Annotated in this window: 16 protein-coding genes and 5 tRNA genes; 5 read left to right on the forward strand and 16 right to left on the reverse strand. The window is 52.5% G+C overall.

From position 1 onward, the window contains the following. Positions 1-29 precede the first annotated feature (29 nt). The 5 genes from EV294_RS29440 (at position 30) to EV294_RS29460 (ending at position 5870) form a co-directional block, all read left to right on the forward strand. Positions 30-1223, forward strand: coding sequence for an MFS transporter (locus tag EV294_RS29440; protein WP_132313450.1), 1194 nt, complete (start codon positions 30-32; stop codon positions 1221-1223). A 254-nt stretch (positions 1224-1477) separates the two neighbouring features. Next, positions 1478-3622, forward strand: coding sequence for a pectate lyase family protein (locus EV294_RS29445; RefSeq protein WP_132313452.1), 2145 nt, complete (start codon positions 1478-1480; stop codon positions 3620-3622). Between the two features lie 110 nt (positions 3623-3732). Then, on the forward strand, positions 3733-4815 hold the full coding sequence (locus tag EV294_RS29450; RefSeq protein WP_132313454.1) for a permease: 1083 nt from the start codon (positions 3733-3735) through the stop codon (positions 4813-4815). 75 nt (positions 4816-4890) lie between these two features. Beyond that, positions 4891-5364: a hypothetical protein gene (locus EV294_RS29455; protein WP_207918211.1), complete on the forward strand. Its 474-nt coding sequence runs from the start codon at positions 4891-4893 to the stop codon at positions 5362-5364. Continuing rightward, a complete protein-coding gene (locus tag EV294_RS29460; RefSeq protein WP_132313456.1) occupies positions 5364-5870 on the forward strand; it encodes a hypothetical protein in 507 nt (168 codons plus the stop codon). Before EV294_RS29455 ends, EV294_RS29460 begins: the two co-directional genes overlap by 1 nt. Before the next feature lie 36 nt (positions 5871-5906). Here EV294_RS29460 and EV294_RS29465 read toward each other — a convergent pair whose 3' ends face one another. From EV294_RS29465 to EV294_RS29540, 16 genes are all read right to left on the reverse strand, one after another. Next, positions 5907-6794 (reverse strand): carbohydrate ABC transporter permease, encoded by an 888-nt coding sequence (locus tag EV294_RS29465; RefSeq protein ID WP_127498350.1) that lies wholly within the window; start codon positions 6792-6794, stop codon positions 5907-5909. A 15-nt stretch (positions 6795-6809) separates the two neighbouring features. Beyond that, positions 6810-7700: an ABC transporter permease gene (locus EV294_RS29470; RefSeq protein ID WP_132313458.1), complete on the reverse strand. Its 891-nt coding sequence runs from the start codon at positions 7698-7700 to the stop codon at positions 6810-6812. A gap of 186 nt (positions 7701-7886) precedes the next feature. Further along, positions 7887-9623, reverse strand: a complete 1737-nt coding sequence (locus EV294_RS29475; protein WP_132313460.1) for an extracellular solute-binding protein — start codon at positions 9621-9623, stop codon at positions 7887-7889. A gap of 128 nt (positions 9624-9751) precedes the next feature. Next, entirely contained in the window at positions 9752-10837 is a 1086-nt protein-coding gene (locus EV294_RS29480) for a response regulator (RefSeq protein ID WP_132313462.1), read from the reverse strand. Then, positions 10834-12615, reverse strand: coding sequence for a sensor histidine kinase (locus tag EV294_RS29485; RefSeq protein WP_165930847.1), 1782 nt, complete (start codon positions 12613-12615; stop codon positions 10834-10836). Before EV294_RS29485 ends, EV294_RS29480 begins: the two co-directional genes overlap by 4 nt. Before the next feature lie 198 nt (positions 12616-12813). Next, positions 12814-12890, reverse strand: a tRNA-Pro gene (locus EV294_RS29490). After that, positions 12891-12965: transfer RNA gene (locus EV294_RS29495), tRNA-Gly, on the reverse strand. A 3-nt stretch (positions 12966-12968) separates the two neighbouring features. Then, positions 12969-13055, reverse strand: a tRNA-Leu gene (locus EV294_RS29500). A 161-nt stretch (positions 13056-13216) separates the two neighbouring features. Continuing rightward, positions 13217-16285 carry a discoidin domain-containing protein gene (locus tag EV294_RS29505; protein ID WP_132313466.1) on the reverse strand — a complete coding sequence of 1023 codons (3069 nt, stop codon included), beginning with the start codon at positions 16283-16285 and terminating at the stop codon, positions 13217-13219. 145 nt (positions 16286-16430) lie between these two features. Further along, on the reverse strand, positions 16431-17249 hold the full coding sequence (locus EV294_RS29510) for a carbohydrate ABC transporter permease (RefSeq protein ID WP_132313468.1): 819 nt from the start codon (positions 17247-17249) through the stop codon (positions 16431-16433). Then, positions 17249-18127 carry a carbohydrate ABC transporter permease gene (locus EV294_RS29515; protein WP_132313470.1) on the reverse strand — a complete coding sequence of 293 codons (879 nt, stop codon included), beginning with the start codon at positions 18125-18127 and terminating at the stop codon, positions 17249-17251. The genes EV294_RS29510 and EV294_RS29515 overlap by 1 nt, the downstream gene beginning before the upstream one ends. 68 nt (positions 18128-18195) lie before the next feature. Beyond that, on the reverse strand, positions 18196-19536 hold the full coding sequence (locus EV294_RS29520; RefSeq protein WP_132313472.1) for an ABC transporter substrate-binding protein: 1341 nt from the start codon (positions 19534-19536) through the stop codon (positions 18196-18198). Positions 19537-19644: 108 nt separating this feature from the next. Continuing rightward, positions 19645-21252, reverse strand: coding sequence for a response regulator transcription factor (locus tag EV294_RS29525; RefSeq protein WP_165930848.1), 1608 nt, complete (start codon positions 21250-21252; stop codon positions 19645-19647). Beyond that, a complete protein-coding gene (locus EV294_RS29530; protein WP_132313476.1) occupies positions 21245-23047 on the reverse strand; it encodes a sensor histidine kinase in 1803 nt (600 codons plus the stop codon). Before EV294_RS29530 ends, EV294_RS29525 begins: the two co-directional genes overlap by 8 nt. A gap of 343 nt (positions 23048-23390) precedes the next feature. Further along, a tRNA-Leu gene (locus tag EV294_RS29535) sits at positions 23391-23475 on the reverse strand. A gap of 16 nt (positions 23476-23491) precedes the next feature. After that, positions 23492-23564 (reverse strand) — tRNA-Lys (locus EV294_RS29540). Positions 23565-23585: the final 21 nt, after the last annotated feature.

The following is a 23585-nucleotide window of genomic DNA, read 5'->3' on the forward strand; positions in this document are numbered from 1 at the left end:
AAAGTGAAACCAAATAGGGAGTGGTCTTTATGGAAGCTTCAAATCAGCAACCGCGCGAAAAAAATATTCCGGCCTGGTTAACGATACTACTGGCAACGGCATGCGGCATTATTGCTGCTAATCTGTACTATGCGCAGCCCTTGGTCGGGTTAATCAGCTCCTCCATTGGCCTGTCCGCCGGCAGCGCCGGCCTGATTGTAACCCTGACTCAGATCGGCTACGTTGTGGGACTCCTGTTTATCGTACCGATGGGTGACATCGTGGAAAATCGCAAGCTGGTTTTCACCGCCTTGCTCCTAACCGCTGTCGCGCTGGCCACCGCGGCGATGGCGAAGCAGCCGTTTCTTTTCCTGGCCGCTACTCTCGTCATTGGCTTAGGTTCGGTTGCCGCCCAAGTACTCGTACCGTTCGCTTCTTATCTTGCATCCGATGCTTCACGCGGACGCGTCGTCGGGAATGTGATGAGCGGGCTTCTTCTTGGCATTATGCTCGCACGGCCTTTATCCAGCCTTGTTGCGGATTTGCTCGGCTGGCATGCCATCTTTGCGATTTCCGCCGCAGTGATTGTTATTCTAGCCATTGTACTGGCTAAAGTACTGCCGGTCAGAAAACCAACGGCAGCCACGAGCTATACGGCGCTGCTTGGTTCCATGTGGAGATTGCTGCGGACTACACCGATTTTACGCCGCCGGGCTTTTTATCACGCAACGCTGTTTGCGGCGTTCAGCTTGTTCTGGACTACGGTGCCTCAGCTGTTGGCCGGCCCAAAATTTCATTTCTCGCAGACAGCGATTGCCCTCTATGCGCTGGTTGGGGTTGCGGGCGCCGTTGCTGCGCCGCTCGCCGGCCGTCTGGCAGACCGCGGCTGGACCAGACCGGCTACCGCAATCGCTCTTATAACCGTTATCGTCTCGGTGCTTCTGCCTCTTCTCATACAAACCGGCTCTCCACTCGGCGTTGCGGTTCTCGTTATTGCCGCCATTCTGCTCGACGCCGGAGTATCGGCCAATCTCGTCCTCAGCCAACGCTCGATCTTCTCGCTGGGAGCGGATATCCGCAGCAGGCTTAACGGATTGTTTATGGCGATCTTCTTCTTTGGCGGAGCGATCGGATCGGCCGCCGGAGGATGGGCTTACGCGGCGGGCGGATGGAGCGCGGCATTATGGCTGGGAATCGCATTTCCTATCCTTGCTCTGCTATACTTCGCTACAGAACGGAAGTAAGACTCAAGCAGTCAGGCCTTGAAGCCTGGCTGCTTTTTTTGTGGTGTCTTCATCCCGGCTTATAATCATTAGCTCAGAAAACGCCGCGAACGCCGGGCGATATGTGCAAATGATTGTTTCGGAACCGCTCCTGGGCTTGTTATGCTGTGGATGTTTCACGGCTCTTAAGCATCCGAATAGCGAAGGAGGTGTCTAGCGAGGCTTTGCTACGATTTGCAAGCGGTTCCAATTAGAACGAAGGTGGAGGGACTACTATGAAGAAAAGAATAACAAGCCTAACAGGCTTCGCCCTGGCGATTGTTCTTACCTTATCCCTATTGGGAGTGGGATTGCCTAATCCAACGCTGCATGCAGCGGGGCTTGCCGTCACGGGCAGCGGAGGCTCGAACGAGACCGCCTACGCCGAGTGGTCGCCCGTAAGCAATGCGCTAGGCTATAACGTTTATGTGAAGCCGACAAGCGCGGCAGACTCCCAGTACCAGCAGCTCGACAACGAATTGATCCGCAAATATCCTTCCAACTGGCGGGCGGATGCGGTTGGTCTCGCTGCCGGCAGTTATGTCTTGAAGGTGGAGGCGCTTCTCTCCGGAGGCTCCCGCGAGTCGGTTGTTACCGGACCGTTAAACGTAACGGCTTATGACCGGTCGGGCTTTGCTTTTTCGTCCGACTCCCCATACGGTTCGGGTTCGGGGGCTTATGCCGACAACGGGATTCTGAAGCCCGGTGCCCAAGTGATTTACGTGACGCCTGATACGGCTCAAACCGTCACGCTTGACGTGAAAATCGATAGTTCAGGAACGCTGCAAACCGCTGTTGGCCTTGGCCAAATTATGACACTCCGGCAAAAAGGCTACGACAAGACCCCGCTCGCCATCCGATTGATCGGCAAGGTTACGGAGGAGGACTTGAGCGGGCAGCTGAACAGCAGCGGCTATCTCGAGGTAAAAGGGAAGAGCAATTACGCCGAAATGAACATGACCATTGAAGGTATCGGCACTGATGCGTATGCCTATGGCTGGGGATTGCTGCTCCGTTACGCCGGCAACGTGGAAGTCAGAAACCTCGGCGTCATGTTATTTCCGGATGACGGCATCTCCATGGATACGGGCAACGTCAACGTATGGGTTCATAACAACGATATTTTCTACGGAACGGCCGGCGGCGATGCGGATCAAGCCAAGGGCGACGGCTCCACCGACCTCAAGAAAGGCTCTACCTACATTACCGTCTCCTACAATCATTACTGGGATTCCGGAAAAGCGGCTCTTGTTGGCCTAAGCGAATCCTCCGAGTTTTTCGTCACCTTCCACCATAACTGGTTCGACCATTCCGACTCCCGTCATCCGCGAATCCGGGTGGCCTCCGCTCATATCTATAACAACTTCTATGACGGAGTGTCCAAATACGGGGTTGGCGTCACCACCGGAGCTTCCGCTTTCGTGGAATCCAATTCCTTCAGACATACCAAGGATCCGATGATGAGCTCCCTGCAAGGAACCGATGCATTAGGCGAAGGTACGTTCTCGGGCGAGAGCGGCGGCATGATTAAAGCCTATGACAACGTTGTTGTGGACGCGGCCAGCCTTATCTATGCCAACTCCAATGCCGGAACCGCGCCGGCTAACGCCACTTCGTTCGATGCGTACTTAGCTTCGTCGAGAAACGAAGCCGTTCCCGGCTCTTACAAAGCATTGGTTGGCGGAACTGCCTACAATAATTTCGATACCAGCGTCGATACGGGCGTTGACGCCGCCGACGTTGACAGCGCAAGCGACGTTGAGAAGATTGTTACGGCAGAAGCCGGAAGGCTCAATGGCGGAGACTTCTCCTGGACTTTTAACGACTCGGTGGACGATGCCTCCTATACCATTAATGAAGCGCTCATGTCTCAAATAAGAAGCTATTCTTCCCGGCTTGTATCCATTGGAGGGAATTCCGATTCCGGGGGATCCACCCCAACGCCAACGCCAACGCCAACACCAACGCCTGCTCCAACAACGACACCCGCTCCAACTCCAACTCCATCGCCAACAAGCACGCCGGTTCCTACCGAAACTCCCGCGGCCGGAGAGCATATCCATAACTTCACGACGGACGGGACAGCAAGCGATTTCTTCACCATCCAAGGCAATCTGTCGACCTCTAAGGGGACGGTAGCCTATAACGGTCTAACCCTGACGCAATGCCTGAAAATCGAGAGCGCAACCAGCATATCGTTCACGTCTCCGGCCGCCGCGACCTTAACCTTGGTATTCAACACGGCAGACGGAACGAGAATCAAGATTGACGGAACAAGCTACGCCATGACAAACGGCATCGTGCAGGTTGCTCTTGCGGCCGGAGCCCATACGATTACTAAAGACAGCGTTACGAACTTGTATTATATGGCGCTCAAGTAAATGATATAGAAGGACCCTCGGGCTTTACGGCCCAAGGGTCCTTCTTCATTTAAATATGCTATAATGATAACCGGCTATTTTAAACGATTACAAATCCGGAGGATTCTATAATGGGACAAATCAACCGATCGTGGCCTCGAACGGAGCCTGTCAGCAAAAAAGTCATTCTTTCGGCAGCGATATTCCTCATCATCGCCATCGCCGGGCTTACTTACGTCAAATGGTGGCCCTATTATCTCAAAGCGATTCATGCGGCTGCCGAGCATACCATTGGCTCGTCGATTGTCTCCGGCAAGAACCAGGCTGCTCCCGATCCGTCCTGGCAATCGGCTTGGGACTATGCGAAGGCTTACTACAATTCGGTCTGGAAGGCGGCCATTCTCGGCATTCTGTTAGGCTCGCTGCTTCAAGTGCTTATTCCGTCCAGATGGCTGCTTAAAGCGCTTGGCAAAGCGTCCTTCGGCAGCACGCTGGTTGGCGGCGCGGCTTCCATTCCGGGCATGATGTGCACATGCTGCGCGGCTCCCATAGCGATTGGCCTGCGGAAAAAGAACGCCTCCGTCGGAGCAGCCTTGGCCTTCTGGCTTGGCAATCCGACCATTAACCCGGCAACGCTTGTCTTTATGACCTTCGTCCTGTCGTGGAAATTCACGGCGATTCGTCTGGTGTTCGGACTGCTGCTCACGTTTGGCGTCAGTTATTTCGCTAACCGGTTTGCATCAAGTCAGACTCTTCCCGAACAGGTTGCGGCCGCACCGGAGAAAGTGGAGCAGGAAGAGCATTCCGCCCCGCTTCTCGTTAGATGGATGAAAGCAATCGGCAGCATGCTGCTTCACGTCGTGCCTGCTTATTTCATTGCGGTGCTTGTGCTCGGCGCCTGCAGGGCATGGCTGTTCCCGACCATTGGCGAGACCGCGTCCAACAACGTTCTGCTTATCCTATTGTTCGCCATTGCCGGCATGCTGTTCGTTATTCCCACCGCGGCCGAAATTCCGATCATCCAGACCATGCTCTCCTTCGGATTAGGCACCGGACCCGCTGCGGCGCTGCTGCTGACGCTTCCTTCGATCAGCCTTCCTTCGATCCTTATGATCCGGAAGTCGTTCCCTCATAAGGTTCTGCTATTCGTCGTCGTATCGGTTGTCGCGCTGGGAACCTTAAGCGGCCTTGCAGGAGTGCTTTTCTTGTCATAAAAGCAATGGATATCCATAATAAACAAAGGGAATTCTACCTGAAGGACTGGTTTGGTTACGAAAGGAAGGTTCCCTTTGGTCATTGTTCTTTTTATTTTTTACGCTTGGTTTTGCATTCAAGTGCTGATGAATCTGCGCCTTAAACTGCCGCTTGCTGTCAACGCCCTTTTATTCATGGCCATAGAAGTCGTGCTTACGAACAAGTTAACGATTAGCGGTCTCAACCTTCAACTATTCCAAATCAATCAGAATATCCCGCATTTTATCGCTTTGATTCTGCATAATGACTTCACCATAACGTTTATCCTGATTGCTTTCGCTAACGTTTTTCTCTTATCGTCAAAAACTAGCGTAAGGACCGGTATAGCCGTCTACGCGTTTGGCATACAACTGCTGCTTGGTATGGAACTGCATCGGAATCAGGTTCTTATTTATAAAGAATGGGACTACCTCAATGAGTCCCTGATGATTCTCCTGCTCATGCTATATACCTTGCTATTCGGAAAGCTCTTTCAGTGGATGGCTTCAAGAGAAGGATGGATTCGATAATGGAAGCAGTCATTTATGACCAGCATTTCAATAGTAATGAGTTGTATGTCATCGTTCTGATGACAGTAGGCTTCACCATCTATCGGCTGCTGCCGCGAACACTATCCCCCTTGCAGACCGCCTTTACCATGCTTATAAGCGTCACGTCAGGGCTCATTTTTGACCATACGATCGCTATACCGCCATTCGATTTATACGACATTGGGGACAATTCAAGTTATGAGGTGTTTGACTTTATCTCTTATCTGATGTACGCCCCTTACGGATACTTGTATATCTATGGGTTTGAGCGTTTCCGGATCTCCGGGATTGCAACCATCGGATATATGCTTGTATGGGCCGCCATCGCCCTCCTGTTCGAATGGCTTGGAGTCAAGTCTGGCGTATACCACTATAAACACGGATACTATATCCTCTACTCCATTCCCATCTACCTGGTCGTGCTCAGTATTCAGCTAGAGGCGTACCGGGCCGCTTTTTCCAGTCACCGCTGGCAAAAAAATTAAAGAACCACATCCCGGCAGGATGTGGTTCTCGTCTTGTTACTCCTTCACGGCGCCTAGCATGATGCCGGATACGAAGTATTTTTGCAGGAACGGATAAACGACCAGCATCGGCACCATGGCGATAAATACCTTTGCCGAGTTGAGCGTCCGGTTGGATAGCTCCGAGAGCTTCTTGTACTGCTCCGGCGTCAGGTTGGTACCCACCGGAATATTGACGACAAGCTGCTGAATATAGGTCTGAAGCGGATAACTGGACTGGGTATTGCTCAGCACAAGCCCGTTGAAGAACTCGTTCCAGTGGTAGACGCTGATGAACAACGCTACCGCGGCCAGCACGGGGATCGAGCATGGGACATAGACCCGGAACAGAACCGACCACGGACCCGCTCCGTCGACAACCGCCGCCTCATTCAGCTCCTTCGGCAGATTGCGGAAGAAGTTCATAATCAGGATGACGTCGAATACCGGTACCCCGCCGCCTAGCACCAACGCCCAGATCGAATCGATCAGGTGATAATTCTGAATGGTAAGATACCATGGAATCAGGCCGCCGCTAAACAACATGCAGAAGACCAGGATCCACATGAATATATTGCGCGTTTTGAAATCCTTCTTCGGCCGTGCCAACGGATAAGCCATTAATACCGTCATCAGCAAGGCGAAGCTTGTGCCAAGCACGGTACGCTGGATCGAAATCCAGAAAGCGTTAAAGAACATGCTGTCGTTGATAATTTCCTTATACGGCGTCAGAGAGAAACCGATCGGGTATATCGTTACCAGACCCGCGTTAGCGGCGGATTTCTCGGAGATGGATACACAGAAGGTGTACCACAGCGGATAAACGCAGCTTATAACGAGCAGCCCGAGGAGGATGATATTCGCAATATCAAACGCCCGTGAACCTAATGTTGTATTCCTGACCACAGCAGCGCCCTCCTCTTAGAATATCGTGTAATCGGCATAACGATAGGCCAGACGATAAGAGATATAAATCAACACGAAGCTAATGACCGACTTGAACAAACCTGCCGCGGTCGCCAGCGAGAATTGAAGATTTTGCAAGCCCAGCCTGTAGACCCAGGTATCGAGAATATCACCAGTCGAGTACACTAGCGGGTTATACAGGTTATAGACCTGATCAAAGCCGGCGTTAAGCACGTTGCCAAGGCTTAATACCCCTAACAGGACTACCGTAGTTATCAGTGCCGGGAGCGTGACATGCCGGATTAACTGCCAGCGGTTAGCCCCGTCAATAGCGGCCGCTTCGTACAGATTAGGATTGACGCCTGTCAGTGCCGCCAGATAGATAATCGCGTTATAACCAAATTCCTTCCAGACATCCGTACCTACGATCAGCTGCCGGAAGATCCCCGCATCCGCCATAAACAGCTGCGGATCCGCTCCGAAATAACCGAAAATTGTATTTACAACGCCATAATAGCCGAAGATTCCGATAACAATGGTGGACATAATAACCCACGACAGAAAGTGCGGCAAATAAACAACCGTCTGAACCAGCTTCTTGTAACGCAAGTTGCGAAGCTCGTTCAGCAATATAGCAAAGACAAGCGGGACGATCAGATTAAGCGCGATTTTGCCCACGGCAATAATTAAGGTGTTCCTGATCACGGTCTTGCTGTCATTCAGCTGAAACATATACTTGAAGTTCTCAAGCCCAACCCACTCCGATTTGAACAAGCCCGATCCCGGATTATAATTCTGAAATGCCATCAGAATCCCGAACATAGGCACAATACTGAACATGACAAGCCAGACCATACCCGGCAGCAGCATCAAATAATAATGCTTCTGATGGCCTAATTTCCTCATAACGGCTAACCTCCTGTCACTCTAGTGAGACAAGCGTAAACGGCTGCGCCGTCCTTAGGAGGAGCAGCATACGTTTCGCGGATGAAATATAAGCGTAGTATAATGGAAACTTATACTCTCTTATATTTTGAGAAAGCTTGCGAAAAGCACCGAAACGCCTGTGCCTTTCGCAAGCTTTACGTATCCTTATTTCTTCAAGAGTTCTGCAACTTCCGCCGTGATCTCGTCTCCGCCTTGCGCCTTCCAGTCCTTCACGAACTTATCGAAGGAGTCGAGCGACGCTTGCCCAAGGATGATCTTCAGAACCGTCTCATCCTCCATCTTCTTCAGGTTCGCCCATTTGGTTTCCATCGTTGGCGTCTGGTTGTAAGTCACGCTGTAGACCTTCTTGTCGATAGGAGTTGTCGCAAACGGACGGTCGCCGATCAAGAGAGAATAAAGCCGTTGGAAATCGCCGAAGTTAGCCGTGCTGAAGTTAGTTACGCCCAGCTCGTCAAACGGTGGTTTAACGACGTCTCTTACTTTTTTCGCATCGGCATACATCAGTTTGTACAAGCTGTTCGGTACGTTATAAGTTTCAGGTTCCGACTCGCCTTTCAAAACTTTCATCAACTCGGTATACTCGTATTCCGTTTCGTTCGCCGCAGCCATTACGTTACGGAGCGGATACCAGCCCACCGCAACGGACAGGTCGAAGGTTGCTTCATCACGCACAAGGGCGTTGTTCATGATCAGAATGGCTTTAACAACGTCCGGCTTCGCGTTTTTGCTAATCACGGTGTACGTGCTGCCCGTTGTTTTCATATGCGTATTCCATTTGCCGTCATCGGAGTAGACCGGATACGCCTGCCAGTTGGCCGTCGGGTCGTTCTTGAAGGAGTCCCCGTTGCCGTAACCGCCTGCCCACCATGGTCCGAAGAAAATACCCGTCTGGTTCGCGTTGATCGGATCGCCCGTGTTATCGCGCGTACCCACCTCAGGGTCGATAAGTCCTTTTTTGTACCAATCGGCCAGCAATGCCAATGTTTTCTTCGTATTCTCCGATGTTGTTCCGTACGATACCGTCCCGTCGCCATTGTCGAGCCAGTAGCCCGGATAAGCATCCATCGCGCCGAAGATCGGGTCAAATCCGGCCATATTGTTGGAAGAGACGAGGAACGTGGAATAAGGAAATGAATTCTTGGATGGGCCGGCAATACCAATGGTTTTGTCGCCGCCCAGCTTATTATCGATAAACGCTTTAGCCGTTTTTTCGAGATCCGCCACCGTCTTTGGTACCGGCAGACTCAGCTTGTCGAGCCAGTCCTTGCGGATCCACATGACGTGAACGCCGTCGGTGTCTACCGTAATGTTCGGGAGCGAGACCATTTTTCCTTTGTAGCTGGCATTTTCCAGGGCGCGTCCTTCGGTACTTGCCATAATATCCTTCACTTGCTTGGAAGCATATTGATCGAAGAGATCGCCAATATCGTACAGCAGACCCGAGCTTGCGGCTTTCGTCATGAAGGAGCGGTCGTCGACCACCATGCCGTCAGGCAGCTTGCCCGATGCGATTGTCAGGCTGACCTTCTGCTTGAAGTCGTTGCCCGTAGCAGCCGTCCAATCCACAATGACGTTAATGTTGTACTTTTCCTTTAAGTAACGCGTGTATTGATTGTTGCTTACGCTGTCGCCTTCCGGCAGCGTTTTGTCCGTCGGGTCCACCACCATGCCGATGTGAACGTCAACGGGCTTCGGGAATTTGGAGAAGGCGAGGTCATCCCCGGACAATGCGGGACTCTCGGAGCTGCTTGCATTCGAACTTGCCTCAGGGCTTGAAGACGCTTTCACATTGTTGTTTGATGAATCATTGGAAGAAGAACATGCTGTCAAGCTTACACCTAGTAATGCAGCAGAAAGCATCAGTGCCATATTCCTTTTCATCTAACCCCTCCTAAAACTCTTCGCTTGTTCCTTGCTTACCCATTGTACAATGAAAGCGCTTAAAAAAAGTCGGACGGATGTGCCCTGTTTTGTGTTCAATCAAGAAACGGGGGTAGATATTTGTTCGATTAGTTGTAGTCAATCTTCCCCCCTATGAATTGCGCGCGGAACTCGGAAGGCAGGAGACGGGTCTGCTCATAGAAAAGCTGGGAGAAATATTTGGAGTCGTTATAGCCTACGGCATGGGCAACCCACGCGATGGACTGATTCGTCTCGCACAGCAGCCGCTCGGCCGATCTAATCCGCTCCTGCTTCAAATAATCGTTAAACGTCGAGCCTGTCAGCCTCTTGAAGCATTGGCTGAAATAGCTTCTGCTCATGTGTACGTGATCGGCGACATCCTCGGCGTGCAGCGTACCCGAAGCCTGCTCGCGAATGAACAGCACCGCCTTCAGTATACTTGTGGTTGTATTGGTAAAATCGGTGGTTGCCGCCACCTGCGCATATACGCGCTTTCGGAAATCCCGCATCCATTCGACGGCCGAACGGATATCGGCCGCATCGGAGCCCAGCTCGGCAGCAAGGCCAAGGTCGGTCTCGAGCTGAGACAACACGCGCATAAACAGCCCTTCCAGGCGACGGAAGGACACCTTGGCTTGCGCGGTCTGCTTGCATAGCCGTTGAAAGACCGATTCATTATAAAGCCAGTAGTTAGAGCGCCATTCCTGCTCCAGCCCGCTCCAGCTCTCCTCCTCCTGCGCACGGACGTTTTGCTCGGGTGCGGGCGCAGGATTCAAGGCCGCCGGAAGCTGGCTGGACGGTTGCTGCGTTGCCGTTCCCGACATCTGCTGCCCAATCCTTTTCAAAATCTGCTCGTCATCCTCCGATTCCAGACGCACCTTGGAAATATAATCGAGCACGCCCATACGGTAAGCCGTCTGCACATTCTCGAATTCCTCATGGAACGACAGGATAACGGAACGAAGGCCCGGAAACCTCTGGCGCGTCACCTGAAGCAGCTCCATTCCCGACATGACGGGCATGGACAAGTCGACAAACATGAGATCCACCTCATGCTGCTCCATGAATTCAAGCGCCTTCGCGCCGTTCGCCGCCTCTCCAACGACAACCATGTCATGATTGGCCCATGGCATGATGGAAATAAAGCCTTTGCGCGCAAGCTTGTCATCGTCAACGATTAATACACGAATCACATGGCTCTCTCCTTTCGTTGTTCGAGAAAAGGAAGGTACAACGTAACCGTCGTCCCTTGATTTGGCGTGCTATCTATGCCCATCCGGGCTTTGTGGCCATAAAAGGATTCCAGCATGGAGCGGACGTAACGGAGTCCGATTCCCCAGCCGGTCTGCTGCTGGTCAGGCGTGTCGCGCTGCAGCAGGGCCAACGTCTCCTGGCTAAGCCCCTTGCCGTCGTCGCGGATCATAATGCGCACCATCTGCTTCGCTTCGTCCGGCAGCACGCTGATCTCCAGCATACCGTTGTCGTCGAGGCCGTGGCAGACGGCATTTTCCACGATTGGCTGCAGGATGAACCTTGCGACCGGGCTGTCCAGATAAGCTCCTTCGGCAATATCCAGCTTCACTTCAAAATCATGCCGCATCTGCTGCAGCTCAAGATAGGTTCTCATGACCTGAATTTCTGATCGGAAGGTCGCTTTTTCCTCGGATTTGCCCAGGTTGTAGTTCAGCAAAATAATAAGCGAGGAGATAAACTTCTCGATTTCCTCCTGCTTATGCATAACGGCCAGCCAGCGCACCGAATTAAGCGTATTCATTAGAAAATGCGGGTTGATCTGGTAGGCAAGCTTTTCGATCTCCAGCTGATGCCGGCGCTTTTCCTTCTGCTCCACGTCGATAATTAGCTTCTGAATCTGCCTTTTCATAATGTTGAACTGGTCGAAAATCCGGTCAAACTCGTCGATTCCCGTATGATACTGCGTAGTGCCCATGTATCCTTTGCCAAACGTCCGCATCTCCTTCTCGATCAGCCGGAATGGCCGGTTAATGAGCCGCCGCAGCACAAGCGTAAGCATAAACATCATCAGGAGGGCGATGGCGAGAATCCAATACATATGATTTTTCCACGTATAAAGCTCATGATTGTAATAAGAGACGGGGAGAAGCAAGGTTATGTCATAGCCGTAATCCCCGGTCATCCGGTTCCAGACATAATCGTCGGTCGCGCCCGACTGTCCCTCAAGCTCAAGGTGCTGGCCCGCTTCAAATGCAGCCGTATTGCTGCTATACGTTACATTGCCTGCAGAATTCGTAAACACAAGCGTATACGGCATGTTCAAACTTTCGGTAACCGAGCTCATATCCGTCGGAATATCGGTCTTGGCCTCCACGTAGACAACAAGCTTGGTTCCGTCCGAAAAGGTAACTTCCCGGGTCACGGACACCACCAGATCATCGCTGAACCGGCATAAGGATTTATGCGGAGACTGGTATCTCAGCTCCCCCATACCGGCAACATCCGGCAAGGATTCAAGCTTAAAGTCCGTACGCACCGGCAAATTCGAATAAGCTGCTTGCCCGCTTGCGTTATTGTAGTACATCACCAGCTGCATAGCCGGGTTCGAGAACGTAATCAAGCCAATGTTATAGGAAATATCGCGGGAGAGAAGACGCTGACTATAAATGTCCGCGGTGTATACATACGTCTCCATCAGATGGCCTACCGTGCCTTCCGGCGTCATCTGCTGGGTAACCTGGAGCAGATTGTTGTACATTTGGTTCTGCTTTGTCGTTTGCTGATACAGATCAAATGCCATAGAGGTTTTGATTTTATCGTGCTGCATCGTGTAGATCGCATTGTAGGAGACGGAAGCCATCAGAATGGCACAGCCTACAAAGCCAATGGTCAGTAACACCATAATGCGTTTGCGAAGAGAGGAGAACAAAAACCGGTTGCGCAGCATGGACAAGATGCCCGTCTTTCTAATATGAGCCGTTCTCGGAGACTTAAACAAGCGTTTGCCGTGCACCTCATCACCTCACAACAAGTATGGGACAAGACAATATTCGATGCTTTATGAGTTTATCCTGCCTGATGGGGAGGAAAGCTGCAAGAGGGAATCGTATCCAAACACGAAAAAGCCCTTTATCCAAAGTGGGTAAAGGGCTTTTCTATATAAGGCGGGCTTGCTGTATCCGCAATATGAACAAAATGGTCGGGATGACACGATTTGAACATGCGACCCCCTGGTCCCAAACCAGGTGCTCTACCAAGCTGAGCTACATCCCGTGGAGCGGAAGACGGGAATCGAACCCGCGACCCTCGCCTTGGCAAGGCGATGCTCTACCGCTGAGCCACTTCCGCGTATGGTGCGGTCAAGAGGACTCGAACCTCCACGTCATTGCTGACACTAGAACCTGAATCTAGCGCGTCTGCCAATTCCGCCATGACCGCATTTTTCGTAACGCGTAATGAAGATTATAGCCCAACATTCCCGGTTATGCAACAGTTATTTTTCACAAGCTTCGTTGCTGTCTTCAGCAGCAAAAAAGGCCCCCGCGACAGCCGTTTCGGCTGTCAGCGGGGCACCCTTTTATGCGATTATATGCGCGTTGTTACTTGTAGATGGTAAAGATCAAATCGCGGTTGCCGCCGTTCTCGGTGGTCCAGGTAGCTCCTCCGTTTGTTGACAGCCGCTCGAGCCCGCCGGCGTACGGATTGCTGTCGTTATAAGCAAACCCGTACTTGTTATCGGTTGAATTGTCGTCAAGCGTCTGCGGAGAGCGTAAGATTAGTCCGTACTTCTTCGTGGTGTCCAGTCCCGTCAGGCGCGGATATACCGCGTAAGGCGTCGCTGCTCCCGGAATATTGTTCGGATTAAGCGAAGCGCTGAACAGCTTTTGCACCGGATTGTTGTTGGCATCGAGCTGAACGATATCCAGATAATAGTTATCCTCCGGCACCTTGTTTACATAGCTTTCGTACAAGTAGACATCCAGCCTTGGCAGGCTTGATTGGGTTAACGTAAACGTCTGCATCCTTTGAATACCCGCACGGATATCCGAGTACGTGGAATACGAGGCGCTGCTGTTATCCTGATCGATCACATAACCCGTATTGCCGCTCACATTATACGCTTCGATCTCGTTGATCGATGGAATAAATCTCGCCTTGTTGATATAAAGCCGGATTCTGGACGTATTGACGGTCGGGAAGTCGAATATTCGCCTGTCGCCAATCGTGAAGCCTTTCGTCAGGTTCACGTAGCTCGAGCCGTTCCAATATTGCAGGGTATACGTATCGATCTGGAAGTTCTGGCTGCCGTAGGCATACTCATTCACAACAACCCGGTTAACGCTTGTGCTGGAGCCAAATTCAACTTCGATCCACTGGTTGTTCGCGGTGCCGTTCTCCCCGCTCCATCTCGTCGCTTGGCTGCCGTCCGTCACCTTGCTTGCCTCGTAACCGGCTTGCGCGGACCAGGTCGACGATGCCGTTGCGGTCTTGCCGGAGGCGAGATTCGCCGCAGCAGTCGGCCATGCGCTCGCTTGCGAGGAGACGCGCACGATAACCGATTCGCCCGGCTTCAGCGTGCGGCTGTAGCTGCCGGAGTAAGTGCCAAGCTTCGTCTTGCTGTACAGCTCCGTCAGCGTATAGGTTGCGCTCGGGCTAAGACCGAGATCGCTGAACGCTACGGATGCGGACTGCGAATTGTTCATATCCCAGTTGGAGAGCCCGACGTATTTATCTCCGTTAGCTGCCGTTAAATAAAGGGCCGTTGGGGGGTGTTCGAGCTTATGATAAAAGTTCGTCATCGACAACGGCCGCGCCGCCTTGCCGGCCTTCACCAGATTAAGCAAATCGGAGTTGAACAGCGTCTTCATCCGATCCTCCGAAATAAACGGCACGTTGTCGCCAATAAGGAGATGACCGCCTCCCATTATTATCGCCGTGGACAGCAGCGTTCCTTCGTTCAGCGTTACTTTATTAAAGCCGTCTATGACGCTTTCCGGGAAAAGCATGTCGGGGTCATTGTACGAATACAACGTACCGTTCGTCCACCAGGAAGCCGCCGTGTTAAGCGCTTGGCGCTCGATGCCCGGATAAGACTCCAGTCCGATTGTCGTATCGACGCCCGTTCGGCGTCCATGCGCATAACCCGATGGCAAGAGCGGTGCTATCGATTCGTTGATATAGATGTCCTGCGGCGCGGCGAGCAAGGTATCGCGCATGATCCGCATGCCGATCCGGTAAGCTTCCATCCCGTTCTTCGTGGAATCATAGAAGCTGCCTTCATACATGCCGAGGTCGATAAAATCGAGCTTGACGTAATCAAAGCCCGGGTCGATATGCTGCGTCTGCATGATCCATTGCAAATACGCCTGGCCGCCGGGATGGGTCGCATCCACGATGTACGTATTGATGTACGACTTGATCGGGTTGCCGGAAGCATCCTTGAGCGCAATATCGCCAAACGTATACGAAGTCGTTGGCACCGTATCCGTCAGCGGATCAAAGATCGCAAACGGAGCGGAGTATGTGCCGGCTTTCATCCCTTTGCTGTGCACGTAATCGGCGAAGTCCTTCAGATTCTGTACCGGCGTCTTGGTAGGGACGCCTTTATAGCAGCAGTCGAGATTCATGTAATTGTAGCCAAGCGACTTCAGGTGCGTGTAGAAGTAATCCGTTGTCGGCAGCATCGCATCCGCCGTGCCGTAGGTGTAATACGCATACCACGTGTTGAAGCCGATCGGCACGTCGCCGGTCCAATTCAGCTTTGGCTCCCCAACGGCGTAGGCTTGGCCAAACGTCTCCAATCCGTCGCGGTAGTCCGCGAAATAACCGAGGAAAAACTTATCGCTCGCAACGCTCGTACCGCTCTTTTTCCCGCCGGCGTTGTAGACTGAGAACCCGGTGAGCGGACCGTTTGCCGTGCTGGCCGGGGCCAGGTATTGCATGCTCTTCCACGTCTTTGTCGTGGCCGCGCCGGCGACGACGCCCTTCTTGCTTGCATTGTCGAACATGGCCGCCACCCAGTAGCTCTTGCCGTTGAACGCCGACCAGGTTTCCCCCGCACCGTACGGACGGTCGTCGCCGTTCTGGCTGTTGCCGAAATCGTTAACCGGCGCTACGCCAAAGTCATAGTTGTTCGTATAAGGAGTCGTATAAATGCGTTTGTCGCTGCCGGAGCCGATGTCGAGATTATTGGCTGCGATTGGCTCGAGGAAGTCGATCGTCTGCGAGGTCCCTTTGCTGACCGTCATATCCGAGAGGATATAGGAACGGTTCTCGTACATGGTGATGCGAAGCGTGATTGTGGATCCCGAAGCAAGCGCGTTTGTAATCGTCAGCAGCTTGCCGTTTGTGCCATAACCGTCGGTACCGGTTGTCGTCCAGCTTGCGGTCCTTGTAGCCGAATCGGTCGACTTGTACCTGGTTGAGCTTCCGCTGATCGCATAATCCGAGTAAAAATCGCTGATGAGTGTCGTGCTGCCTTCCTTGAACGTGCCTTTGCCCGTCGACAGGTCGTACGCAACGGTAATCGCACCGTTGGTAGCGGTTACAATATTGCCCGTCTGAGAGATTGACACGGCTGCCGCATACGTCATGCGGGTACCGACAGGCAGCAATACCGACAAGAGCAGCGAGAGAAGCAGCACAACCTTCAAGCCATTCCTTCTCATTATTTTCCCTCCCAATGAGTGGTGATGAGCAGACAACCCTGCTCTCGCCACCCATTGTACGACAGTCGACCGTCCAAAATAATCCAATTATTTGTGTGATCGATGTACGCTTTTTTGCTTACCGAGGTTTAAGCGCGATTGCGTTTCAGCCTTTGATCGCTCCGGCCGCAATCCCTTTAATAATGAAGCGCTGCATGAACAGGAAGAAAACGATAATCGGGATAAGCCCCATCACCGCGTACGCGAACGCAAGGTTCAAATCGCTGCTGTATTGCCCGAAGAAGAAATACTGCTGCAGCGGTATCGTCCGGAAGTCTTTGCTTTGCAAGTACAATAACGGCAGCAAAAAGTCGTTCCAGATATAGAGCGCGTTAAGCACAAGCACCGTCGCGGTCACGGGCTTCAGCAGCGGCATAACGATGCGGATAAAAATCCCCGGCGTAGAGCAGCCGTCAATGCGTGCCGCCTCCTCAATCTCCCGCGAAATGCCCCGTACGAAGCCGGTAAAGAACAGAACCCCCGACTGAACGCCGAATCCGCCGTAGATCAGGACAATCCCCCAATAATTGTTCAGCATGTCAAGCGATTTGCCAAGCTGGTAGAGCGGCAGCATCGTGACCTGGAACGGCACCATCATGCCGGAAAGAAACAGCAGGAAAAAGAAGTTGTAGAGCGGTTTGCTGCCGCGCGCAATCGCGTACCCGCTCAAGGCGGAAATGATCAGGATAAGCAGCACCGAAAGGACGGTGATGATTGCGCTGTTCAGAAAGGCGGTCGGATACTTGGACGTATCCCAGGCATGAACGAAGTTAGCCAGATCCGGGGACGGCGGCAGCGCGTAAAAGGAATCGAAGGTCTGCTTCGCCGATTTGAGCGCCATAAGCACGGCGACGTAGAGCGGAAACAGAAACACGGCGGCAACGGCCGCAACGGCAATAAACACAAGCAATCGCGTGCTTCTCATTACATCTCCACCTCCCGTTTTCTGAATATGGTTACCTGCACGACCGTTACGATGACCAGAATGACGAAGAAGATCATCGATAGCGCCATGCCGTAGCCTGCTTTAAACGAAGAGAACGCATTCTTATAAATAAAGGTCGCAATAACCTCGGTAGCAAAGCCCGGTCCGCCGTTTGTCGTAACAAGGACGAGATCGAACACTTTCAGGGAGCCGGTCAGCACGAGCAGCATGTTGATCGTCACCGACGGCGCGAGCAGCGGCAGCGTAACGTTGCGGAAGACGCGGAGCGGACCCGCTCCGTCGATGCGCGCGCTCTCCGACAGCTCGGCCGGAATGCCCTGCAAGCCGGCAATATAGATAATCATCGGCGAGCCGATGCCCTGCCAGACGGCGATGATGATGAGACCGTATAACGCGCGGTCGGGATTGCCTAGCGGACTGGTTACGTCCATCCCCAGATGAGCGAGCAGCCTCGGAAACCCTTGGCTGTAGTTATAGCTCCAGATGAATCCGGCGAGTATAACCGAAATGACGCTTGGCAGGAAAAAAATCGTGCGGAACAAATTCCGCAGCGGCAGGTAGCTGTCGAGCAGCAGCGCAAATAAGAGCGCCACTAAATTGACGAGCAGCGTAAGAATAATCGCATATTTGAACGTGTTGCCAAGAACCGTCCATAGATCGGGGTCTTGGATCGCATTCACGTAATTGTCCCAGCCAATATAAGTCAGCTTGCGCGAAATGCCGTCCCAGTTCGTAAACGAATAACGAATGCCCGTTACAAAAGGCACGATGACGGCGAAGGCGAACAACAGTACGCCCGGAACAAGGAACAGGACGTACCACATCTCGCGTCGAATCGTTTTTTTCAAGCTTTCCATCGGTTCCTCTCCTTCCCGAAAAGAACGGCATAAGCTGCGCCTATGCCGTCCGCGTGGCCAATCCTGCGTTATTTATGGTTTTTGGCAACCCAATCATCAAGATCCTTAATAATGTCATCCGCCGTTGCCTTGTTGAAGAACACTTTCTGTACGTATTGGGAGAACTGCGTCGTCCAGTCAATCGTTGTTGTAATATACACTTGCGAGTTGTACAACTGACCGTTATCGAAATAAGGCTTCAGGTCGGAAACGGCCGGAGCGATGTCTGCGGATGCGCCTTTTACGTACGTTAAGGTCTTCACGTTCTCTACCCACGTGTTTGCCGCAGGTACGCTAGCCAAGTAGGCGAGGAATTTGAACGCGGCATCCTTATGCTCGGACTTGCTGTTCACCGCTACGGAAGCATCCGGGTTGAACTCCAGCTTGTTAAGCGCCGGATCATTGCTGAACGGATACGGGAAGTAGCCCATGCCGGTTGCGAACAGCTCCGGATTCTTCTTCTCGATATCCGGCAGCGGCCAAGTCCCCATGTACATCATGGCCGCTTCTTCGCGGGCGAACATGTCGACCGCGCCGTTGTAGTCCACGCCAAGCTGGTCCTTGTTGCCGTATTTGAACATGTCGAGCGCATGCTGAATCGTCGTCTTCGTTGCCGGATTGTCCGCGAATTTCGCTTCTCCCTTCTCCAGCTTGTCGAAGAAGTCGGTCTGCTTGTCAACGAGCACCGTGTTGCTCGGGAAGTCGCGGCTAAGCCACATGCCAAGCGGCCAGCCGTCTTTCCAGCCAAGCGCAAACGGGGTTTTGCCCGAGTCTTTGATTTTTTGCGCAGCCGCGATTAGCGCATCGTATGTCGTAGGAATCTCGATACCGAGATCGGAGAAAATTTTCTTGTTATAAAATACGGCGATTGGTCCTGCGTTCAGCGGCATGATATAGTTGCGGCCGTCCGTTGCTTGCTCGGCTAGCACGCTCGGATCGAAGGTCTTCATAAATTCCTGGTCGGTTAAGTCTTCCAGGTAACCGCCGTCCTTGTACAGCTTAGTCGTGCTGCCGGCATTTAAGGTGAATACGTCAACGATATCTCCGCTGGCTAGCTTGGTCTTGAGCAGCGTAGCGTAGTCGTCGAATTTGACCGGCTGTACGTCCACCTTGATATTCGGATTTTCCGCTTCGAACTGCTCGACGATTTTGTTAATGCCGTCCGTTGCGTCACTCTTGAAATGCATGAACGAGATGGTAACCGGCTCGGTATCTTCCGTTGCCGGCGCGCTCGCCGATTCCGTTGCCGAGTTGGCCGGCTCCGATGCCGAATTCGCCGGGCCGGCGTTGTTGCCGTTATTTCCGCCGCAAGCGCTCAGCAGCGCGGTCATCAACGCAATGCTGAGACCAAGGCCGAGTTTCTTGTTCATATCCATATCCCCTTTGTCTGATGTTCTCGGATCGAGCTTTCTCGTCCTGATGCTCAGTTTACTGGTTGTCGGCGGCCGCAGGAATAAAATAAATTGGAGATGCGATGTTCAATTTTTTGCAGGCTGGGAAAGAGGCGCCGGCGACTCCCGGAATTCCGATGGCGTATGTCCGGTAAATTTCTTGAATACCTGACTGAAATACCGCTGATTCTCGTAACCGACCAGTTCGGCAATATCCGATACCTTATGATTGGATTCCCGAAGCAGCTCGCATGCCTTCTCCATGCGCTTACGCGTTACGTATTCGATGAAATTTTCCCCGGTTGCGGCTTTGAATTGCCGGCTCAGGTAACTCGGGTCCATATGATAGCGGGTCGCCATGTCGATCAGGCCAACATCTTCGAAATAATGCCCGTCCAAATACGCCACAATCTCGGCCATTGGATTGCCCGCATCCGACGATCCCTTTGCATGGATGTGCGCTTCTATGGCCGCTGACAGCTCCGATACGTAGGCGTGAAGCGCGGAGAGCGTCATTACGCTGTCGATCGCCCGTTGATCGGACAACAACGGACTAGCTGCCGCAATAGCCGGCCACTCGCTTCCGGCGGCAGCACTAAGCTTGCGCAGCTCTTTCTGGGCGCTCCGGATGGTCAGCGATTCCGACATCTCCGCTTTGCGCGCAAACTCGCCAAGCATTCTGCGGGCGGAGGCAGCCTGTCCGCCAACAATCGCTTGCTGCAGCAGCTTCGCGTCGAATCCGCCGAGCATCTCGCCGCTCTCCCGCATCTCCTGCGGCATATCGGCTGCCCTTACCGCGAACTCGCTTCCACGCAGCAGACTGCCGTACAGACGCTCGCTTGCTTCCTCGAACGCCTCCGGCAATTGGTCCAGAAGGTCGCGCGGATCGCTTAGGCCAACAACGGCAGATAGCTGCAGCATACGGCTGGCTGTCTCATGGAAAGGCAGCAGCAGCTCCCGCACTCCCCCGCCGTCCATAGCCGGTTCCGGCAACAGCAGGCAAAGCCGCTGACGGTCGTCCGATTTGAATACGTATAGAGGTGCGCCGCTCGTTAGTTCGCTCATCATATTTTCGATACTGAACATTAGCAAGTCCGCATTGCCGTTAAACTTGGTTTCCGCCAGCTCGCGGAATCGACGCATCATGCATACAGCAAGCCTGTAGCGGCCTACCGGCGGACTCGCGAGCAGCTCCGCTGCCTGGGAGACAATATCGGCGCTGTAGGCGATACGCCGTCCCGTCACGTTCTGCAAAAACGTCTCGGTACGCAGCTTGCGCATTTCGCTTGCGAATTGCTGGCGCTGCTCCACGCTCATATGGCTGCGGCTTGCCTGTATGGCTTTGACCATGGCATCCTTCAAATCCGCAAGCGATACCGGCTTCAGCACGTATTCGCATGCCTGGTAGGCAACGGCTGCCTTCATATATTCGAATTGCGAATGACCGCTGATCACCACAATCTTGATATGGTTATACCGGTGATACAATTGCTCGAGAAACTTCTGGCCGTTCATAACCGGCATATTCATGTCCGTGACGATGATATGGGGCTTGCTCACCGGAATAAGCTCCAGCGCTTCCGCGCCGTTGCGGGCCTCCGCGACAACCTCAACGTCCAGCTGCAGCTCTTCGATCATTTTGCCGACCGACTTGCGCCCCCATGGCTCGTCATCGACGACCATTACTTTAAACATGCGATTCTCCCCGCTTTCTGCATGGAATTCGGATGCGTATAACCGTTCCTTCACTCGGTTTACTGTCGATTTCGAGGCCATACGACTCGCCATAGGCAAGCCGTATGCGCTCGTGAACGTTCTTCAATCCAATCGAAACCCCTGAGAATACTTCCATCGACTTCTTCTCCATGTCGCCGCGCAGCTCCGCGAGCTTGGCCGGCGCTATGCCCGGGCCGTTATCGCTGACCGACAATACGATCGCGCCATCGTACGTCTCCGCCCCAACGCGAATAAGCAGCTGACCGTCATCCGGACCGCCAAGCGCATGGATAACGGCATTCTCGATAATCGGCTGCATCACGAAGCGAATGGTGGTTGCCTCCATTAGCGACTCGGGTACGTCAAACTCCGTGCGAAGCGACTCCTCGAATCGGAACTGCTGGATATACAAATAGTTGGCGACATGGGCCAGCTCCTGCCGGATCGTGGATTCCGTATTTCCCTCATAAAAGCTGTATCGGAACAAATCGCCGAGGGAACGGCACATCTCCGGAATTTCATAGTCACCGATCAGCACTGCCTTACCGCCAATCGTTTGCAGCGTATTGTACAAAAAATGGGGGTTTATCTGCATTTGCAGGGCAAGCAGCTGCGCTTCCTTGTTCCGAAGCTGCATCTGGTACCGCTGCTCGATCAGCTCCCGTATTTTTTCCGTCATGAAATTGAAGCTGCGGTTCAGCTCGGACAGATCATCCCGATAGCGGTAAGGCTGGGACAGCGTAACATGGAAGTTGCCGGTGCGTACCTTCTTCATCGCTTGGCCAAGCCGCTTAATCGGCCTAGTCAGGTATTGCTGGGCAAAGAGCGACAGCAGCGAAATACACACAACCGCAAATACCAACGCTCCGATTGCGATGAAGAGCGTATTGTTGCGATGGCGAGCCAGCTCTTCGTTCGGATAAATAATGGTCAGCGTGGAGTTCCCGTTATCCAAATAAGAGGTGCTGACGAGCAGATCCTTGCGCTGCTCAAATCGGAGCTCCTTCGGCTTTTTTTTCAGCTTGGCGTCCGGCACCTCGAAAGTAGGCACAATATCGTCGTACTTGTCACTCGTATGGTAGAAGGTCTCGCCCCGGGAATTGCGCAGCACAATGACATTCGGTGACTGGTTGTTCGCCTCGATGACTTTGGTAAGCTCCTTCATCTGAATGTAAAAGACAAGCGTTCCGATTTTACTATGGTAGAAAGGATCATAAATCGTAATGGAAAATACGAAAAAGTCCTGGTTAAACGCAGCGTCCTTGTAGGAGAAGGAGAGCGACTGCTGGAACGGCAAATCGAGCATGTCCCCGTAATGGGGAATGCTCTCGTTAAAAGGGATGGAATCGTAACTGGCTGCTCTTGACCAAAAGTCCCTCAGCTTGTTGTCCTTGCCAAAGACCATGATCTTTATAACGGTATCCTTGTTCTTATTGGATACAAGCGCATAATAATTTTTCAGCGACTCGCCAAGAGCAAAGAAATCTTCGTCATTCACCTTGCGGCCATGCTCCATCAAATTCATGACACGGGAAAAACCGTACACTTGCAAGGCCGATGAAGACAGATCGCGAAAATATTGATTCAAATAGCCAGCCACATATTGCGCATTCTGGCTGGTGCTACGGTACATCGTGCGCTCCAGCGATCTCGTGCTAGATTCGTAAAAAAGATAAGACAACACAAGCATCGGAACAAGCGATGTAATTACGCTGCTCCAAACGATTTTCGTTCTGATACTCCGGTTGACGAACAGCCACTTCATCAGTTTCATGGCTGCGGACCTTCCTGTTTCTTACTCTTAGAGGAAACGGGATCAACGCTTACCGCGGATATCCGATTGGTGAATCCTATCCTTATTACTTCCTGGCCAACCTGTCCAGCATTCGTCCAAACGATCATGCTATCCCTCGCTTTTTCATGTAATCGATGCCATATGATGATGATGCATTATACCGTCTGGACAGAATACCCGCAATTCAATTTATCGTTAATTCCATGTTCAATTTTTTGATGCAGCTTTCGGGATTTTATCCTTGCGAAAATTACAAGCTCAACATTATGAAGACAACAAAAAAGAGCCTTGCTAAGCAAGGCCCTGTAAATTTCGAATGATATGGTGCGGTTGATGGGACTTGAACCCATACGCCCGGTGGGCACTACCCCCTCAAGATAGCGTGTCTGCCGTTCCACCACAACCGCAAAAAGCAAGGTAAAGTGAGCCATGAAGGACTCGAACCTTCGACACCCTGATTAAAAGTCAGGTGCTCTACCAACTGAGCTAATGGCTCTCAATAATGAGAAATGGTGGA

Source organism: Paenibacillus sp. BK033, from assembly GCF_004345425.1.
In the GTDB taxonomy this organism is placed as follows: domain Bacteria; phylum Bacillota; class Bacilli; order Paenibacillales; family Paenibacillaceae; genus Pristimantibacillus.

Bases quoted from the DNA above. Each gene is read 5' to 3' on its own strand.
- EV294_RS29520 (WP_132313472.1), bottom strand. From the start codon at position 19,536: ATGAACAAGAAACTCGGCCTTGGTCTCAGCATTGCGTTGATGACCGCG.
- EV294_RS29525 (WP_165930848.1), bottom strand. From the start codon at position 21,252: ATGTTTAAAGTAATGGTCGTCGATGACGAGCCATGGGGGCGCAAGTCG.
- EV294_RS29470 (WP_132313458.1), bottom strand. From the start codon at position 7,700: ATGAGGAAATTAGGCCATCAGAAGCATTATTATTTGATGCTGCTGCCG.
- EV294_RS29475 (WP_132313460.1), bottom strand. From the start codon at position 9,623: ATGAAAAGGAATATGGCACTGATGCTTTCTGCTGCATTACTAGGTGTA.
- EV294_RS29445 (WP_132313452.1), top strand. From the start codon at position 1,478: ATGAAGAAAAGAATAACAAGCCTAACAGGCTTCGCCCTGGCGATTGTT.
- EV294_RS29510 (WP_132313468.1), bottom strand. From the start codon at position 17,249: ATGAGAAGCACGCGATTGCTTGTGTTTATTGCCGTTGCGGCCGTTGCC.
- EV294_RS29460 (WP_132313456.1), top strand. From the start codon at position 5,364: ATGGAAGCAGTCATTTATGACCAGCATTTCAATAGTAATGAGTTGTAT.
- EV294_RS29530 (WP_132313476.1), bottom strand. From the start codon at position 23,047: ATGAAACTGATGAAGTGGCTGTTCGTCAACCGGAGTATCAGAACGAAA.
- EV294_RS29505 (WP_132313466.1), bottom strand. From the start codon at position 16,285: ATGAGAAGGAATGGCTTGAAGGTTGTGCTGCTTCTCTCGCTGCTCTTG.
- EV294_RS29450 (WP_132313454.1), top strand. From the start codon at position 3,733: ATGGGACAAATCAACCGATCGTGGCCTCGAACGGAGCCTGTCAGCAAA.
- EV294_RS29515 (WP_132313470.1), bottom strand. From the start codon at position 18,127: ATGGAAAGCTTGAAAAAAACGATTCGACGCGAGATGTGGTACGTCCTG.
- EV294_RS29440 (WP_132313450.1), top strand. From the start codon at position 30: ATGGAAGCTTCAAATCAGCAACCGCGCGAAAAAAATATTCCGGCCTGG.